Here is a 15,367-nt window from a genome sequence, read left to right as displayed (position 1 = left end):
GCCCGCCCGCGTTCCTTGCGTCAGGTCAGGACTTGAACTCGGCGGTGGCGTACCGCTCGTCGGTGAGCGGGCTGGCCTTGATGCCGGTCACGTCCTTGCCGAACACGATCGCCGGCGGCGAGTGCGAGACGGGCACACCCGGCAGGAAGTCCATGATGGCCTTGTTCAGGGCCTTGTACTTCTCGGTCCGGGCCGCCGGGTCGGCGGTGGTGTCGGCGTCCTTGAACTGGTCGAACAGGGCCTTGTTGGTGAAGCCCCACTCGTCCTTCGGCCGGTCGAAGAAGGTGCCGATGAAGTTGTAGCCGTCGCCGTAGTCACCGGTCCAGCCGAGGAAGTGGATGTCGTGCTTGCTCCCGGAGGTGGTGGCGTTCAGGTAGTCCGGGCTCCACTTCAGCGGGATGGCCTCGACCTTGATGCCGACCGCCTGCAGGTCCGCGGAGAGCAGCTCGAAGATGTCCTTCGGGCTCGGCATGTACGGCCGGGTGACCTCGGTCGGGTAGTGGAACTTCAGGGTCAGGTTCGACGCGCCGGCCTCGGCCAGCAGCTGCTTGGCCTTCTCCGGGTTGTAGTCGTACTTGGTGACGTCGCCGTTCCAGCCCTCGACGGTGTCCGGCATGAAGTTCTGCGCGACCTTGGCGCCCGGGGGCAGCTTCGAGTCGACCAGGGCCTGCCGGTTCAGCGCGTACGCGATCGCCTGCCGGACCCGGATGTCGGCCAGCTTCGGGTTGCCCTTCTGGTTGATCGCCAGGTAGAGCACGTTGAACGCCGGGCGGGTGAGGACGTTGAAGCCCTCGTCGCCGAGCGGCTTGACGTCGGCCGGGCCGACCAGGTCGTAGCCCTGGATGTCACCGGAGCGCAGCGCCTGCTTGCGGGCGTTCTCGTCCGAGATGGTCTTGAAGATGAGGGTCTTCAGCTTGGCCTTCGTGCCGGCGTAGTCCTCGTTCCGCTCCAGGGTGAGCGTCTTGTTGGCGACGTCCCACGACTTGAACTTGAACGGGCCGGTGCCGGTCGGGTGCGCCGTGGCGTACTCCGGGTACTTGATGTCCTCCGCGGTGCCGCCGACGTTGCTGGCGTCGTACTGCTCCAGCGCCTTCGGGCTGTGGATGGAGAACGACGGCAGCATCAGCGCGGCCGGGATCTTGCTGGAGACCCGGGTGAAGGCCAGGTCAACGGTGGTCGCGTCCTTCGCGGTGCAGGACTTGAAGAGGCTCGGCGGCAGCTCCGCGTCCTCGTTCTTGGCGAAGCCGCCCATGACGTCCTGCCAGTACGCGGTCACGTCCGGGCTCTGCATGAGGCCCTTGGCGTTGTACCAGCGGTTGAAGTTGACGCAGACGGCCTCGGCGTTGAAGTCGGTGCCGTCGTGGAACTTCACCCCGGAGCGGAGCTTGAAGGTCCACGTCGTGCCGGCGGCGTCCGGGGTCCACGACTCGGCGAGACCGGGAGTGACCTTGGTGCCGCCCTCCTCCGGACGGACCAGGGTTTCGAACACCTGACGCGCCACGCGCAGCGACTCACCGTCGCTGGCGAAGCTCGGGTCGAGCACCTTCGGGTCTCCGGCGACGCCGAAGACGAGGGTGTCCTTCTTGCTTCCGCCGGAACTGTCATCGCGGTTGCTCTCGGCGCAGCCTGCTACCGCGAGGGCCGCAACCGCGACGGCCGCTATCGCGACCTTCGGCCTGGATGCACGCATGGTGCTTCACCTCGTCCTAGGGGGTACGGACAACGTGGTGACAGGGGTCACCGATGGCGGTGACCATAGCTCCCGTTCCGACCGTGCGGAAACCGCCGTGTGGACGGTTGGTATCGGATCGTGTCTTTGCCGCGGTCTGGCCGTCGATTCGTAGGTGAACGACGGGTTAAGCCGAGGATTCTGCGCTCACGATGCCAAACTGTTACGTCAATCTGGCAGGTCTGGGCGGCAGGTGTCAGATCAACTGAGAGCTGCCGGGACGGCCTCTGCGCTGGTCGGAAACGGACGCGACGGCGCGGCCGGCGCCCTCGAACGAGGGTAGCCGGCCGGGTCGATCCGCCCCGCGACGCCGCCGGGTTGCGGCGGCGGATGGCGGGGGCCGGGTAGCGAGGCCGGGCGCGGCCTCAGACGGCCCGGCGCCCCTCGAAGGCCCGGCCGAGGGTGATCTCGTCGGCGTACTCCAGGTCGCCGCCGACCGGCAGGCCGCTGGCCAGCCGGGTCACCGCGATCCCCATCGGCTTGACCATCAGCGCGAGGTAGGTGGCGGTCGCCTCGCCCTCGGTGTTCGGGTCGGTGGCCAGGATCAGCTCGCGGACGGCCCCGCCGCTGAGCCGGGTCATCAGCTCGCGGATGCGCAGATTGTCCGGCCCGATCCCTTCGAGGGGATTGATCGCGCCGCCGAGCACGTGGTAGCGACCGCGGAACTCACCGGTCCGCTCGATCGCCACCACGTCCTTGGGCTCCTCGACCACGCAGAGCACCTCGTCGGTGCGGCGCGGGTCGCGGCAGATCCGGCACTGCTCGGACTCGGCGACGTTGTAGCAACTGGTGCAGAACCGCACCAGCTCCTTGACCTTGCGCAGCGCGCCGGCCAGCCGGTTGACGTCGGCCGGGTCCGCCGACAGGACGTGGAAGGCGATCCGCTGGGCGCTCTTCGGGCCCACGCCCGGCAGCCGGCCCAGCTCGTCGATCAGGTCCTGGATGGCGCCTTCGTACATCTGCCGGCTCAGAAACCGGGCAGGCCGAGCCCGCCCATGCCGCCGGCCACCGGGCCCATCTTCTGCTCGGTCAGCTCCCGCGCCGCCTCGGCGGCGTTGTGGACCGCCGCGACGACCAGGTCCTCCAGGGTCTCCACGTCGTCCGGGTCGACGGCCTTCGGATCGATCTTGATCGCCTTGAGCTCACCGCCGCCGGAGACGGTCGCGGTGACCAGGCCGCCACCCGCGGTGCCGGTCAGCTCGGCCTCGGCCAGCTCGGCCTGCGCCTTGGCGATCTGCTGCTGCATCTTCTGCGCCTGCTTCAGCATCTGCTGCATGTTCGGCTGTCCACCTGGGCGCACGATGGCTCCTTCTCGCACTCGTCTGCACGGCCGCCGCTCAGCCTATCCGTTGTGAGCAGCCTCGCCCCGCCCGGTGCTTCCGCCGGCGTCGCGGCGGGCGGACGATCACCGGAAGGCTCGAAGGAGGGCACGATGATCGTCGACCAGGCCGCCACCACCCTGGAACGGCAGGCCCGGGCCTGCGCGAACCTGGCCGCCGACCGGTACGCCGACCTGCTGCTACGCGCGGCCGGCGACGTCCGCGCCGGCGGGCCGTGCGCCGAGGTGCTCGCCGGCTACCTGGACGCCCCGGCCGACGCGGCGGTGCCGCTGCGCCTGCTTGGCGGGGTGCACGCGCTGGTGCTCACCGGCCGGGCGCCGGAGCTGGCCCGGTTCTATCCCAGCGCCGGCGGCCGGCAGGAGCCCGGCGACGCCGACGACGCCTGGGCCGCCTTCCGGGCGGTCGTCGCCGCCGAGCACGACACGCTGCGCGGCTGGCTGCGCCGCCCGCCGCAGACGAACGAGGTGGGCCGGGCGAACCTGCTGGTGGCGGGCCTGCTGTACGCGCTCGGCGAGACCGGTCGCCGGCCGGTGCGCCTGGCCGAGCTGGGCGCGAGCGCCGGTCTGAACCTGCGCGCCGACCGGTTCCGGATCGAGGGGCCGGACTTCGCCTGGGGGTCGACCGGCTCACCCGTCCGGTTGCCGGACGCCTGGCGGGGCGGGGCGCCCGACTGGCTGCGCGCCGCGGCGGAGGCCCACCCGGAGGTGACCGTGGTGGAGCGGCTCGGCTGCGACGTCACCCCGCTCGACCCGACCAGCGCCGACGGCGCGCTCGCGCTGCGGGCGTACGTCTGGCCGGAGCACACCGCCCGGGCCGCCCGGCTGGCCGGCGCGCTGGAGCTGGCCCGACGGCTGCCCGCGCGGGTGGCGCCGGTCGGCGCGGCGGACTTCCTGGCCGGGCTGGACCCGCGGCCGGGCACGCTCACCGTGGTGTGGCACTCGGTGATGCGGCAGTACGTGCCGGCCGAGGAGTGGGCCCGGGTGACCGGCGAACTCGACCGGTTGGCGGCCACCGCCGACGCGGACGCGCCGGTCGCGTACCTGTTCTTCGAGCCGGACCCGGTTGACGGCCGCCACTGCCAGCTCCGCGCCCGGATCAACGCCGGACCGCAGCGCGTGCTGGCCGAAGCCCACCCCCACGGCCTACCCGCCTGGACGCCCTGACCCGCGCGGCGCCCGTCCCCTCGTCGATCATGCAGTTGTGGTGGTGGACCAAAGGCGCGTAACGCCGCACGTCAGGCACCACAACTGCATGATCGACCGTGCCGGAGGGCGCGGGGGCGCGCGGGAGGTTAGCGGGCGTCGACCTCGTTGATCTTCTCGGCGCCGAACGCCTCGCGCAGCAGGCGGACCGCCTGCTCCTCGCTCGACTCGCGCGCGGTCTTCTCGTCGATCACGTCGTCGAGCGGCTCGTCGCCGGGGTCGAACCCCTCGTAGACCGGGGCCGCCGGTCGCCCGCCGCCCGGCCGGACCGGCCCGTCGTAGTCCGGGTCGTACGGCGGCTCGCCCGCCCAGTCACTGTCCGCGGTCTGCCGGACCGGCTGGCCCGTACGCGGCCCACCGCGCCCCGCGGCGGCGGCCCGAGCGGCCGCGAGGGCGCTGCTCACCGGCGCGCCACCGGCCGGAGCGGCGGGTTGCCGCGGTGCGGTCGAGCCGGCTCCGGAGGCCGGAGCGCCCGCCGAGCCGCCGGTCCGCGAGGGGTCCGTCGGCGTGGTCGGAGTGCCCGCAGGGCCGCCCGGCCGCACGGCAGGGCCGGCCCCAGCGCCCGGGGCGGTGCCCGTGTCGGCCGGACCGCCCGCCGGGACACCGCCGGGGCGGGCTGCCTCGGGCCAGTCGTCGCCCGCCTCGCCGGCGCCGGCCGCGTCGCTGGCGCCGGCCGGGTCGTGCGAGCCGGACGCGGCTCCACCGGGGCGGGCCGGCTCTGGCCAGTCCTCCTCGTCGTCGGCGGACGCGGGCGCGGCACCCGCACCGCTTCCCCCGGCACGGCCCGCGCTGCTCCCCCGGGCACCCGCGCCGCTACCTCCGGCACGGCCCGTCCCGCCGGCCGGCCGGGCCGCACCAGACGGGCCACCGCTCACCCCGGAGCCACCGGCCGCGCCGGGGCCGTCGGTCGACGCCGGGCCGGCCGGGGACGGCGCGGGCCGGGCCTGGGCGGCCGGGCGGGCCGGCCCGGGAAGCGCGGCGCCGCCCCGCTCGCCGGCCACCTCGCAACGGATCTGCCAGCGACCGCCGAACTCCTCGTACAGCGCCTCGGCCAGCACCGACGTGTGGTTGCCCATCATCTGAGCGAGCACCGGCGACTTCACGGTCAGCACCAGGGTGTCGCCGTCCACGTCGCGGACCACCGCGTCGCGCATCAGCGCGGCGGCCGGCTTCTTGATCCGGTTGACCTTGGCCACGATGTCCGGCCAGACCCGACGGACCGCGACGGCGTCCAGCTGGCCCGCCGGGGCGGCGCCGGGACGCGGCGGCTCGGGGGTGGCCGGATCGGGCATCACCGCGGACGGCGGCACCGCACGGCGGGCGGGGACGGTCTGGTCCTGGCCGTGGGCGGCCGGGGCACCGGTCGAGGCGGAACCACTCCGGGGCAGGTCGGCCGCATCCGGCGCGGAGCCCACGCCGGCGTCGCGCGCGGCGGTAGCCCCGGCGGCGGAGCCCACGCCGGCGTCGCCCGCGGCCCTAGCCCCGGCGGCGGAGCTGGGGGCGGAGCCCACACCAGCGTCGAGCGCGGCGGTCGCGCCGGCAGGGGTGCTGGCGGCGGCGTGGCCGGGGGCCGACCCGGCGGGGGCGCCCGCGTTGGCGGCGGCGCGGGCGGCGGCCCGCCCGGACGGGGCGCCGGCAGCCGCCGGCGTGCCGGCGGTCTCCGGGTGCGGCGCGGCGTCAGCCGCGGGCGGGGCGGGAGGCGCCGGGCGTACGGCCGGGGCAGCGGTGGCCGGCGCGGAGCCGGCGGTGGCCGGCGGCGCGTCGGTGCCGGCCAGGGTGAGCCGGCGTTCCATGCGTTCCAGGCGCTGGAGCAGGCCGCCGGTGGTGTCGTCGGCGCCGGGGAGCAGCATCCGGGCGCTGATCAGCTCCAGCAACAGCCGGGGCGCGGTGGTGCCGCGCATCTCGACCAGGCCGTTGTGCACGATGTCGGCGCAGCGGGACAGGGTGCCCGGGCCGAGTCGCTGGGCCTGCGCGGCCATCCGCTCGATCTGGTCGGCCGGGCCGTCGATCAGACCCTTGGCGGCGGCGTCCGGCACCTGCTGGAGCACGATCAGGTCGCGCAGCCGTTCCAGCAGGTCGGAGGCGAATCGACGCGCGTCGTGCCCGGCCTCGACCACTCGATCGACGGTGGCGTAGGCGGCGGCGCCGTCACCGGCGGCGAGCGCGTCGCACATCTCGTCGATCAGCGCCGAGTCGGTGACGCCGAGCAGCGCGGCGGCCCGGGCGTAGGTGACGCCCTCCGGCCCGGCGCCCGCGATGAGCTGGTCGAGTACGGAGAGGCTGTCCCGCATGCTGCCGCCGCCCGCGCGCACCACCAGGGGGAAGACCGCCGGCTCGACCTTGACGCCCTCGGCCTCGCAGAGTTGCTCCAGGTACGGCCGGAGCACCTTCGGCGGGAACAGCCGGAACGGGTAGTGGTGGGTCCGCGACTTGATCGTGCCGAGGACCTTCTCCGGCTCGGTGGTGGCGAAGATGAACTTGACGTACTCCGGCGGCTCCTCGACCAGCTTGAGCAGGGCGTTGAAACCGGCCGACGAGACCATGTGCGCCTCGTCGATGACGTAGATCTTGAAGCGGCTGCGGGCCGGTGCGAAGAACGCCTTCTCGCGCAGCTCGCGGGCGTCGTCGACGCCGCCGTGGCTGGCCGCGTCGATCTCGATGACGTCGATCGACCCGCCGCCGTCGGGGGCCAGTGAGCGGCAGGACTCGCACTGCCCGCACGGCTCCGGCGTGGGGCCCTGCTCACAGTTGAGCGAGCGGGCCAGGATCCGGGCGCTGGACGTCTTGCCGCAGCCACGGGGACCGGAGAAGAGGTAGGCGTGGTTGAGCCGGCCGCTGCGCAGTGCCTGCGACAACGGCTCGGTGACGTGTTCCTGCCCGATGACCTCGGCGAAGGTACGGGGCCGGTACTTGCGGTAGAGCGCCAGTGCCACCCGTCCCGCCTCCTCTCGACCGAGCCATTCTGCGCCGGTCCGCCCCGGGTGACCACCCACCCCGCCGGTTCCGCCGGCCACGCGGTGCGGCTCGCCCGCCGCGACCGCGGGAGCGGACGGCTTGATCAACACCATGTCGGGGACCTGGCGGCATCGCAGCGCCCGGGACACCGCCAGATCGTCGACTTGCAGTCGATCATGGGGAGGTCGGGCCGGAGACAGAAAGGCCTCCCGTGCACCCGGCAGAGCTCGCTTATCCTTGCTGCCTTCCGGCCCTGGGGAGGTTCACGAGATACCGCCGCACGGGAGGTGTCGCCAAGCCTACCCGACAGGCCGTCGATCTTCAGGGGGTGGTGGGGTGGGCGACCCGCGCGGGACCTGTATCCTGTTCGGCGGAGGATTCGCCTAGAGGCCTAGGGCGCACGCTTGGAAAGCGTGTTGGGTTAACACCCTCACGAGTTCGAATCTCGTATCCTCCGCTCGCCTGAGCAGCGTAAACGCCCGGCGGGTCGACATCGACCTGCCGGGCGTTTGATTTTGGGTCGTCCGCATCCGGGCGAGTCCGCCGCTGACCACGGGGGCCCGACCAGCGCCTCGCCACCGGGCCGGCCGGCGCCGGATGGACGACGCGAGGACGCCAGGGCCGGCGGACGGGCCGGCCCTGGCGTCAGTCTCGGGGTACGGATCAGAACGTGCCGGTGGCGACGTCCGCGAGGGTCACGCGGGTCACCGTGTAGTTGACGGTCACGCCCACGCCCTCGGAGACGTACTTGATCGGCAGGCCGGTGTCGGCGTTGATGGTCAGGGTGTCGGTGCCGCCGCTGGTGATCAGCGCGCCGGCGGCGAGGGTGATCACCGGCTGGCCGTCGAGGGTGCCCCGCGCGACCTTGACCTCGGGCATCTGCCCCAGGAGCCGCACCACTCCCGCGCGGACCGTCGGGCTGCCGGCGCCGGCGATCAGCGCGTCCATCGAGTTGCTCCAGACCCAGCTGTCGGTCAGGTTGCCCACGGTGGACTCGTCCTGGCCGGTGGCCTTGAGCTTCGCGGCGATCTTGCCGTCGATCGGGGGCTTGACGCCGGGCGCCTGCAGCGGCGGGGCGGTCTTCGGGTCCTTGACGTACGCGTGCGCCATCTGCTCGCGGGCCTCGTTCAAGTCGCCCGTGGCCGCGTAGTCCGCCGCCGCGACCGCGTTCTTCCTTCCGACCTCGTCATCGCCGCCCCCCGTCGTGTGCTTCCCCTTCACCTGCGCGGGGAGGGCGTCGCGGGTCTTGCCGAAGTAGAGGTCGCCGTTGTCGGCATGCAGGTCCCAGACGGCGACCCTGAGGCCGTTCGTGTACGCCTGGTCGCGCAGCAGGAGCGTCGCGTCGCCCTTCGGCTGCGGGGCGGTGGTCAGGTAACCGACCAGTTGCACCAGCGGGGCCTGCTGGGTGGTCGCGCTGCCGGTCGCTCCCGGTGCGGCGAGGTTGGGCGCCGGGGCCTGGGTGCCGGCGCCGGTGGTGGCCACGGCGACCGCCGCGACCACGGCGGCGAAGCCGGTCCCGGCGGTCGCGCGCCAGGCCAGGCGGCGGTGCCGCAGCTTCCGTCCGCGGCTTTCGATCTGGTCGAGGTCGGGCGCGTACGGCCGGTCCCCGACGATGCCCTGCAGTGCCGCGCTCAGGCGTTCCTCGGTGTCGTACGACATGGTCAGATGTCTCCTCGGTTCAGTACGGACTTGAGCTTGATCAACGCCCGGCTCGTCTGGCTCTTGACGGTGCCCTCACTGCACCCGAGGGCCGCGGCGGTCTCCCGCTCGCTGAGCCCTTCGAGAAACCGCAGGACGACGGTCGCGCGCTGCCGTGCGGGCAGCGACTGCAGCGCCTGGAGCAGATCGGCGCGGTTCACCACCTGGTCGGACATGTCCCCGACGGCGATGTCGGCCACGTCGGCGTCGGGTTGCACGGTGATGTTCCGGTTCCGGCGCCACCCGCGTCGCGATTCGTTGATCAGGATGCGTCGCACGTACGCGGACGGGCTGTCGGCCCGCTGGACCTTGCGCCAGTGGCTGTACGCCTTCGCCAGGGTCTCCTGGACGAGGTCGTCGGCGAGGTGCCAGTCCCCGCACAGCAGATACGCCGTGCGGTGCAACGATGCGGCGATCCCCTGGACGAAAACCCGAAAATCGTGCTCCGCGTCGCTCGCCGTCCCGGCTGGTCGGTGCTCCATTACGGTCGTCACACGAGGGAAGACACCGGTGCGTGCGCGGAGGTTGTCCCGGGAATCGGATCTTTCTCGGGCTCGACAGGTCCGGCGCTCTCAGCGAACCACGCCCGGCGCTCCAGGAACCCGAACTCCCGGTTCTCCGCCGACCGTCAGCGCACGACCTGGACGTTCTCCGCGCCCTGTTCCGAGAACCACGCCTCGAGGTCGGCGCCGTCGAGCGACAGGGTCGCGTCCTCGTCGACGAGCACCGGACCGACGACGCTTCCCTTCGCACCTTCGAGTTGGCAGCCGAACATTCGTGCGCCGCTCAGCACCGCCGGCATCGTGCCACCGCCGAGGGTGCACCAGCGCAGGCTCGTGAATTCGAGATTGGCGCCGCGCAGATCGGTTTTGTAGAGCTTGGCGGAATTGAGGATCGCGTGACTCAGATCGGCGCCCTCGAGGATGGCGTCGTCGAGTTGCACCGAGAACAGCCGCGCGCCGCGGAACCGCGCGTCCGGGGCCGTGCAGCCGACCATTTCCGCCTTGGCGAGGTCGGCGAAGGAGAAGTCGGCGCCCTGCAACTCGGCGTTGGTGAGGGTCGCGTCGCCGAGGTTGGCGTCCTCGAAGCGCACCCCGACGAGGCAGGAGTTGACCAGGTAGGCGCCGGTCAGGTCGAGGTTGCTGAGATCGGCGCCGCGAAAGTCGAGGAAGTCGCCGGACAGGTAGGCCGCGGTGTCCGAAGCGGCGGCGGACAACCACTCCTCCAGGGCCTCCCGGGCGTCGGGACTCGCCGGCCAGCGGACGACGTCAGCGACGCTCCGCTTGTACCTGCTCACTTGTCGAACACCACCTTGCCGTCCCAGTCGGTGCGAGCGGCAACCCGACTCTTGAGATCCGCCACGGCACTCGGGGACAGATTCTCGGTGTTGATGAGGACACCCTGTCCGCCGGCCACCTCGTCGGCGAGTTTCTGCTCGAACTCGTCGCCATCGTAGCGCCCCTTCATACCCTCGGGCATGGGCTGACCGGCATGCCGGCCGGCGGGGAATATGTCGGCCGGGGATTTGACGTCCCAGAACTTTTCGTTGGCATCGACGAATTCGCCCTGGTCCTTTTGGAACGCGGGATCGGAGTTGTCGAGTTCGGCGCGGCGGATGGGGCCGGGAATCTTGCCCTCCGCCTCGGCGGCGAGCCCGATCTCGGCCTCCTTGCGGGACTTCGGGCTGATCCTGCCGTTGTGGGCCGGGTCGGCGGCGAGCTCCTCGACCCGGCGGTCGTACTCGGGGGTGCCGGGCTTGGGAGTCTGGTATCCGTCGTCGCCGCCGGAGGGCCGGCCCGGCGAGCCACCCCCCTCACCGGGCGGGCGGCCCAGGCGCGCCTCCTCGCCGACGATCTCCTGGCCTCTGGTGATGCTCTCGGGCACCTCGCCGGTGCTGCGGCGCCGCTGTCCCGGGATCCCGCCGTCGCCGTCGCCCGGGCGCGCGGGGGTCCCGCTGTCGCCGTGGGGGCTCTTGGGCTTCGCCATCGTCGTCCTAGCCGAGCAGCTTGGCGAGGTTGGCCAGGCTGCTGATCAGCGCGACGACGTACGTCATGATGCGGCCGGCCCACTTGACGACGGCCGCCGCTATCTGCGTGGCGATCACCGGGATCGTGACCACGAAGATCGCCTCGACCGCCCACACGACCACGCGCGCCACCAGGTCGGCGATGAGGTCGCGGACGATGTCCCGCGTGAACGCCACCAGGTTCCCGGCGCCCTGGGTGGCCGCGGCCATCGCGGCGGAGATGCCGCTCAGCCCGTCGATCGCCGTCACGTTGTGCGCCATCAGGTCCTGGTACGCCGTGGCCGCCTGGCCCTGCCATTGCGGCAGGTCCGCGCCGAGGTGCGTCTTCAGGTCGGTGGCCATGCCGTGCAGCTCGGCGGCCATGTTGTCCCAGGTGGCCGCGTGTGAGGCCACCACGTCGGGCAGGCCGGTGAGTTCGTCGAGGATCTGCCGCAGCGGCTCGAAGTACTCCATCGCCCAGCCCAGGCCGTTGGCCAGCAGCGCGCTGAACGGGTCCATGACGGTCGCGGCGGCCTCGATGCCGAACGCGGCGCCGGCCAGCAGGTCGTCGACCCAACCCTCACTGCGGACGGCGTCGACCAGCCCCTGGAAACTGTCGGCGGCCGCCGCCCCGGTCCAGGGCTTGCGGGTCGAGACGACGTCGGCGATCAGCGACTCGCTCATGACGCCGACCTCGCCAGGCCCCCGTCCAGCCCGCTGCCCGCCTTGCGGATCGTGTTGTCGGCGTCGGCCTCGGCGTTGTCGTAGTTGTCGGCGGTCGTGCCCAGCCCCTTCACGACCAACGACAGGTTCTCCTCGACGTACGCGATCAGCTCGTCCTGCCGGGTGTGCCGGCCCTCCAGGACGCCGGCGATCCATCCGCACAGCAGCCCGTACGCCGCGTCGTCCTGCGTGATGTGCGCGCTGGCGGCCTTGACCGCGCCGAAGCGGGCGCGCAGCGCCTCGATGTTGCGCGCGTGCGCGCGGATCTGCTCCGCGTCGACCGCGAACCCGTCGGCCACGCCCTCACCACCCGGACCGGTGCCGGTCGTCGGAGCCGTCCGGGGTGGGGTCGGCGTCGCGCAGTTGCTGCCCGACCCGCTCGGCGATCGCGCGGGCGGCGGCCGACTCGGTGCCCACGGTGTCGGCGATGATCTCCTGCGCGCGGTCGGCGAGTTGCTGCCGGGCAACCCGGATCGTGTCCATGATCGTCCGGGCGACGACGTCGGGCGCGACCCGGTGGATCCGCTGCCCGAGCCGCAGGTCGACCAGCGCGCCCGCCGAGTCGACGGTGACCTCCGCCAGCCCGTTGCCGTCGGCGGTCGTCACCCGCAGATCCTGGAGGCGGTCGTTCATGGCCCGGGTGTCGGCCGCCAACCGGTCGATGCGGCCCTTCCACTCCGCCAGCCGCTCCATGGCGCCGTCCGGGTCGAGCAAACCTCCCGTGCCTGGAATGCCGGCCCCCATGCCGTCCCCTCGGTCACTCACGATGATCATGCGACAGCCGAAGAAGACTAACATCTCGGCGGTCCTGCTCAGGGTCCACAGCGGACTCGGGGAGCGGGCGCGACCCCATCGGCGTCCGGCTATCCCGGACGCGCTATCCCCGGGCGCGCGCCCACGCGACGAACCGGTCGGTCAGGTCGACCGGGAGCGGCCCCTCGTCCAGACCGGCGAGCTGCTCGGCCGCCTCGGCCTGAAGCGTCGCCAGGTAGACGGTCAGCGCGGCGCGATCGTGCCGGTACTCTCCGAGCAGCCGCAGCTTCGCCGGTGAGCACGGCCAGGCGATGCCGCAGGCGGTGCAGCGCCAGGTGGGGCGGGTCGGCACGTGGTCCCGGCGGCGGGTCACCACGACCGCAGCTCGACGGGCCGGGCCTGATCGACCCGCACGAGCGCCTGACACTGCCGGGCGCGCAGGCTGCCGTCCGGGTGCACCTCGTGGCCGCGTACCTCGGCCCACTCGGCGCGCTGGAACGGCCCGACGCTCAGCACCTCGGTGACCAGCAGGGTCAGCGGGCTCTCGCCGAGGCGGTACGCCGCCTCGGGCACCCGGATCGCCGTGCCGGCGGTCAGCCGGTCCACCGGCCACACCTCCCGCCACCCCGCGCGACGCTGCGGTCTCCTCGCTCCACGGCGGCCCCCTCTCCGGATCGTCACCCCACCTTCCCGTCGGTGGTCAGACAGATACAGGGCGTAGCGATATGGTGGCCAGATATTTGGGACATCCGATGGAGGGTGCCGTGAACGACGCGCTCCGGGTGGCGCTCAGCGACACCGGGCACACGATCGAGTCGCTCGCCGAACGAGTCGGCGTCGACCCGAAGACGGTCGGCCGCTGGCTGACCGAGGGCCGCATCCCGCATCCCCGGCACCGCTTGGCGGCGGCGGAGGCCCTGGACCGGGACATCGTGGACATCTGGCCGGACACGTCAAGACGTCGTGACCCCATCTGGTTCCGTCCATGGCAGGAGATCGAGCGCGAGGCGGTGTCGCTGCGGTCGTATCAATCGGTCGTCCTTCCCGGGCTGCTGCAGACCGAGGCGTACGCCCGGGCCGTGCTCGGCGGGGCCGGGCTGATCCCGCGCGGCGACGTCGAGCGCCACCTGACCGCACGGCTCAACCGGCAGGGCATCCTCCGGCAGGACGACCCGCCGCAGTTCACCGCGGTCGTCGACGAGGCGGTGCTGCGCCGGCCCGTCGGCGGCCGGGCCACCATGCACGAGCAGTTGCGGGCCCTGGCGGCGGCCTGCGCCGAGCCGCACGTCCGGCTGCACGTGGTGCCGGCCTCGGTCGGCGCCTACGCCGGGCTCAACGGGCCGTTCGTGATCGCCACCAGCCCGACCACCGGACGGCGGGCTATCTCGACAACCAACTCCAGGGACAAGTGGTTTCCGACCCCGGCGACATCGCAGCAATACTGGCGGCATGGGAGAACATGCGCGGCGAGGCGCTCTCCCACTGGCAGTCCCTCGACCTCATCAGGGAAGTGACGGAGACATGGACCTGAACGGCGCGCGGTGGCGCACGAGCAGCCGCAGCAGCGGCAACGGCGGCGACTGTGTCGAGGTCGCCGACGACCTGCCCGGCGCGGTCGGCATACGGGACTCGAAGGACCCGACCGGGCCGGCACTGGTGTTCCCCGCGGCGGCCTGGCGCGCGTTCGTCGCGCGCCTTCCCGAGCGCGGCTGACCCACCGCCGCGCCGCCGGCGGGATCCCCGCGCCGCCATCTACTCGTACACATGTTCCATCCACAGCCTGTGGATGCCGGAGGAGGCCGATGAGTTACCAGCTCAGCGCGGTGGTCGCGGACGCCGAACTGCTTCGCGAGCAGACCGCCGAGCTGGATCACGCGGTCCTCGGCGAGCTGCGGCAGGACTTCGCGCTGCTCCCGGTGACCCCGCAACTGGTCGAGGAGCTGACCGGCGCGCTGCCGGATTTCTCCGTCGAGGCGCCGGACGCCGACCACCCGTTCCACCTGGTGCTGTCGCCGGCGCTGACCGACGTGCTGGCCGGCTGGTCGGGGCGTGGCCCGGTGGCCTATCTGGAGGCGGAGTTCTTCGGCGGCGAGGGCTACCAGTCGGCGGTGGTCTGGCTGGGCGGCGCGGTCTCCTGGGGGCCGCGCTTCGACGGTGAGTTCGCGGTCGCCCGGGCGGCATGGCCGATCAACTCGGCGCTCGTCGAGCTGGGCGCCGAGCCCGGGCCGTGGATCGACGCCTTCGCCGAGCTGGGCCTGCACGTCGAACGCGACACCGCCGGCTGGCTGGCACACGGCCGGCGGCGGCTGAGCGCCGACTACTGGGACGACCTCGCGGACGAGTGGGAAGGCCGCCAATCCGCCGGTTAGCAGCAACCTCACGGCCCCCAGGCCGTTAGGGACCCAGGGGAATCCAATGAAATTGCGGCAATTTGCCTTTATCGCGGGGGTGCTGACGGCTGCCGTCGTCTCGGGTAGCGGCCCGCTCGAAACCATCGCTCCACAGAGGCCGGTGCCGGCCGGCGCCGTGGAGGTGCTCGACCTGAACGGCCTGCGCAACGTCGCGTTCGGCGACACCGAGGACGAGCTGACCCGGCGCGGCATCCTGCGCTCGGACGTCCACGCCTGCGGGCCGATGCTCGCCGGCCACGAGATGGCCAGCCCGGTGTTCGTCGAGGATCGGCTGGTGCTGGTCTGGGCCGGCGACCCGATGCGCACGCCGGAGGGAGTCACCGCCGGCACCCCGGTCGCCGAGGTCTGGTTCCGCTATCCGTCGGTGACCCGTCTGCACGCACCGCCCGGCACGTACCGTTTCGACGGCCTGCTCGCCCGGCGCGGCGACCGCGCCTACCTGTTCCTCCATGATGGACGCGAGGTGCGGAAGGTCATCGCCGGGTACGCCGACTGGGCCCGGCGGCTCTTCGACGAGGGCGCCGGTCCCTGCTGAATCCGCGTCCCGGTTG

General features: G+C 72.6%; 18 protein-coding genes, 1 tRNA gene, 1 other RNA gene and 1 pseudogene. 7 read left to right on the top strand and 14 right to left on the bottom strand.

Features of this window, described 5'->3' with window-relative positions; all coding sequences use genetic code 11:
* Positions 1 to 25: 25 nt before the first annotated feature.
* From O7603_RS22710 to O7603_RS22700, 3 genes are all read right to left on the bottom strand, one after another.
* A complete protein-coding gene (locus tag O7603_RS22710) occupies positions 26 to 1,690 on the bottom strand; it encodes an ABC transporter substrate-binding protein (protein WP_281571808.1) in 1,665 nt (554 codons plus the stop codon).
* Between the two features lie 404 nt (positions 1,691 to 2,094).
* Entirely contained in the window at positions 2,095 to 2,688 is a 594-nt protein-coding gene (gene recR / locus O7603_RS22705) for a recombination mediator RecR (protein ID WP_281571807.1), read from the bottom strand.
* A gap of 8 nt (positions 2,689 to 2,696) precedes the next feature.
* Positions 2,697 to 3,005 carry a YbaB/EbfC family nucleoid-associated protein gene (locus O7603_RS22700; RefSeq protein WP_281576772.1) on the bottom strand — a complete coding sequence of 103 codons (309 nt, stop codon included), beginning with the start codon at positions 3,003 to 3,005 and terminating at the stop codon, positions 2,697 to 2,699.
* Positions 3,006 to 3,161: 156 nt separating this feature from the next.
* Between O7603_RS22700 and O7603_RS22695 the strand changes: the two genes are divergently transcribed.
* A complete protein-coding gene (locus O7603_RS22695; protein WP_281571806.1) occupies positions 3,162 to 4,232 on the top strand; it encodes a DUF2332 domain-containing protein in 1,071 nt (356 codons plus the stop codon).
* Positions 4,233 to 4,360: 128 nt separating this feature from the next.
* Here O7603_RS22695 and O7603_RS22690 read toward each other — a convergent pair whose 3' ends face one another.
* Positions 4,361 to 7,204: a DNA polymerase III subunit gamma and tau gene (locus O7603_RS22690; RefSeq protein WP_281571805.1), complete on the bottom strand. Its 2,844-nt coding sequence runs from the start codon at positions 7,202 to 7,204 to the stop codon at positions 4,361 to 4,363.
* A gap of 222 nt (positions 7,205 to 7,426) precedes the next feature.
* Positions 7,427 to 7,516, bottom strand: an RNA gene (ffs, locus tag O7603_RS22685) — signal recognition particle sRNA small type.
* A gap of 82 nt (positions 7,517 to 7,598) precedes the next feature.
* Here ffs and O7603_RS22680 point away from each other — a divergent pair.
* Positions 7,599 to 7,683, top strand: a tRNA-Ser gene (locus O7603_RS22680).
* Positions 7,684 to 7,889: 206 nt separating this feature from the next.
* Here the strand turns inward: O7603_RS22680 and O7603_RS22675 are convergent.
* From O7603_RS22675 to O7603_RS22635, 9 genes are all read right to left on the bottom strand, one after another.
* Entirely contained in the window at positions 7,890 to 8,885 is a 996-nt protein-coding gene (locus tag O7603_RS22675; protein WP_281571804.1) for a hypothetical protein, read from the bottom strand.
* Between the two features lie 2 nt (positions 8,886 to 8,887).
* Positions 8,888 to 9,406: a SigE family RNA polymerase sigma factor gene (locus O7603_RS22670; RefSeq protein WP_281576771.1), complete on the bottom strand. Its 519-nt coding sequence runs from the start codon at positions 9,404 to 9,406 to the stop codon at positions 8,888 to 8,890.
* 146 nt (positions 9,407 to 9,552) lie between these two features.
* Entirely contained in the window at positions 9,553 to 10,140 is a 588-nt protein-coding gene (locus O7603_RS22665; RefSeq protein ID WP_281571803.1) for a pentapeptide repeat-containing protein, read from the bottom strand.
* Between the two features lie 77 nt (positions 10,141 to 10,217).
* Complete coding sequence (locus O7603_RS22660; RefSeq protein ID WP_281571802.1) at positions 10,218 to 10,910, bottom strand: hypothetical protein; 693 nt, start codon at positions 10,908 to 10,910, stop codon at positions 10,218 to 10,220.
* Between the two features lie 7 nt (positions 10,911 to 10,917).
* Positions 10,918 to 11,613: a hypothetical protein gene (locus O7603_RS22655; RefSeq protein WP_281571801.1), complete on the bottom strand. Its 696-nt coding sequence runs from the start codon at positions 11,611 to 11,613 to the stop codon at positions 10,918 to 10,920.
* The gene (locus O7603_RS22650) at positions 11,610 to 11,951 is read right to left on the bottom strand and encodes a hypothetical protein (protein WP_281571800.1); all 342 of its coding nucleotides are present in this window, start codon (positions 11,949 to 11,951) and stop codon (positions 11,610 to 11,612) included. The genes O7603_RS22655 and O7603_RS22650 overlap by 4 nt, the downstream gene beginning before the upstream one ends.
* A gap of 4 nt (positions 11,952 to 11,955) precedes the next feature.
* Positions 11,956 to 12,417 (bottom strand): YbaB/EbfC family nucleoid-associated protein, encoded by a 462-nt coding sequence (locus O7603_RS22645; protein ID WP_281571799.1) that lies wholly within the window; start codon positions 12,415 to 12,417, stop codon positions 11,956 to 11,958.
* A gap of 112 nt (positions 12,418 to 12,529) precedes the next feature.
* Positions 12,530 to 12,781: a flavin reductase gene (locus O7603_RS22640; RefSeq protein WP_281571798.1), complete on the bottom strand. Its 252-nt coding sequence runs from the start codon at positions 12,779 to 12,781 to the stop codon at positions 12,530 to 12,532.
* Positions 12,775 to 13,011 (bottom strand): hypothetical protein, encoded by a 237-nt coding sequence (locus O7603_RS22635; protein WP_281571797.1) that lies wholly within the window; start codon positions 13,009 to 13,011, stop codon positions 12,775 to 12,777. Before O7603_RS22635 ends, O7603_RS22640 begins: the two co-directional genes overlap by 7 nt.
* A 119-nt stretch (positions 13,012 to 13,130) precedes the next feature.
* On the opposite strand from O7603_RS22635, the pseudogene O7603_RS22630 reads away from it, so the two are divergent.
* The 5 genes and pseudogenes from O7603_RS22630 to O7603_RS22610 form a co-directional block, all read left to right on the top strand.
* A pseudogene (locus tag O7603_RS22630) lies at positions 13,131 to 13,793 on the top strand (helix-turn-helix transcriptional regulator); the annotation flags it as partial.
* A gap of 20 nt (positions 13,794 to 13,813) precedes the next feature.
* A complete protein-coding gene (locus tag O7603_RS22625) occupies positions 13,814 to 13,936 on the top strand; it encodes a hypothetical protein (protein ID WP_281571796.1) in 123 nt (40 codons plus the stop codon).
* Positions 13,927 to 14,118 carry a DUF397 domain-containing protein gene (locus O7603_RS22620; protein WP_281571795.1) on the top strand — a complete coding sequence of 64 codons (192 nt, stop codon included), beginning with the start codon at positions 13,927 to 13,929 and terminating at the stop codon, positions 14,116 to 14,118. The genes O7603_RS22625 and O7603_RS22620 overlap by 10 nt, the downstream gene beginning before the upstream one ends.
* A gap of 89 nt (positions 14,119 to 14,207) precedes the next feature.
* Positions 14,208 to 14,774, top strand: a complete 567-nt coding sequence (locus O7603_RS22615) for a hypothetical protein (RefSeq protein WP_281571794.1) — start codon at positions 14,208 to 14,210, stop codon at positions 14,772 to 14,774.
* A 46-nt stretch (positions 14,775 to 14,820) separates the two neighbouring features.
* Positions 14,821 to 15,351, top strand: a complete 531-nt coding sequence (locus tag O7603_RS22610) for a hypothetical protein (RefSeq protein WP_348651030.1) — start codon at positions 14,821 to 14,823, stop codon at positions 15,349 to 15,351.
* Positions 15,352 to 15,367 lie beyond the last annotated feature (16 nt).

Origin of the sequence: Micromonospora sp. WMMD812 (assembly GCF_027497215.1) — a bacterium.
In the GTDB taxonomy this organism is placed as follows: Bacteria; Actinomycetota; Actinomycetes; order Mycobacteriales; family Micromonosporaceae; genus Micromonospora.
This window is presented reverse-complemented; position numbering and strand designations above follow the sequence as displayed.

Coding starts and splice junctions, on each gene's coding strand:
- O7603_RS22660 (WP_281571802.1), bottom strand. CDS start 10,910: ATGGCGAAGCCCAAGAGCCCCCACGGCGACAGCGGGACCCCCGCGCGC.
- O7603_RS22695 (WP_281571806.1), top strand. CDS start 3,162: ATGATCGTCGACCAGGCCGCCACCACCCTGGAACGGCAGGCCCGGGCC.
- O7603_RS22675 (WP_281571804.1), bottom strand. CDS start 8,885: ATGTCGTACGACACCGAGGAACGCCTGAGCGCGGCACTGCAGGGCATC.
- O7603_RS22620 (WP_281571795.1), top strand. CDS start 13,927: ATGGACCTGAACGGCGCGCGGTGGCGCACGAGCAGCCGCAGCAGCGGC.
- O7603_RS22610 (WP_348651030.1), top strand. CDS start 14,821: ATGAAATTGCGGCAATTTGCCTTTATCGCGGGGGTGCTGACGGCTGCC.
- recR (WP_281571807.1), bottom strand. CDS start 2,688: ATGTACGAAGGCGCCATCCAGGACCTGATCGACGAGCTGGGCCGGCTG.
- O7603_RS22615 (WP_281571794.1), top strand. CDS start 14,208: ATGAGTTACCAGCTCAGCGCGGTGGTCGCGGACGCCGAACTGCTTCGC.
- O7603_RS22670 (WP_281576771.1), bottom strand. CDS start 9,406: ATGGAGCACCGACCAGCCGGGACGGCGAGCGACGCGGAGCACGATTTT.
- O7603_RS22655 (WP_281571801.1), bottom strand. CDS start 11,613: ATGAGCGAGTCGCTGATCGCCGACGTCGTCTCGACCCGCAAGCCCTGG.
- O7603_RS22710 (WP_281571808.1), bottom strand. CDS start 1,690: ATGCGTGCATCCAGGCCGAAGGTCGCGATAGCGGCCGTCGCGGTTGCG.
- O7603_RS22700 (WP_281576772.1), bottom strand. CDS start 3,005: ATGCAGCAGATGCTGAAGCAGGCGCAGAAGATGCAGCAGCAGATCGCC.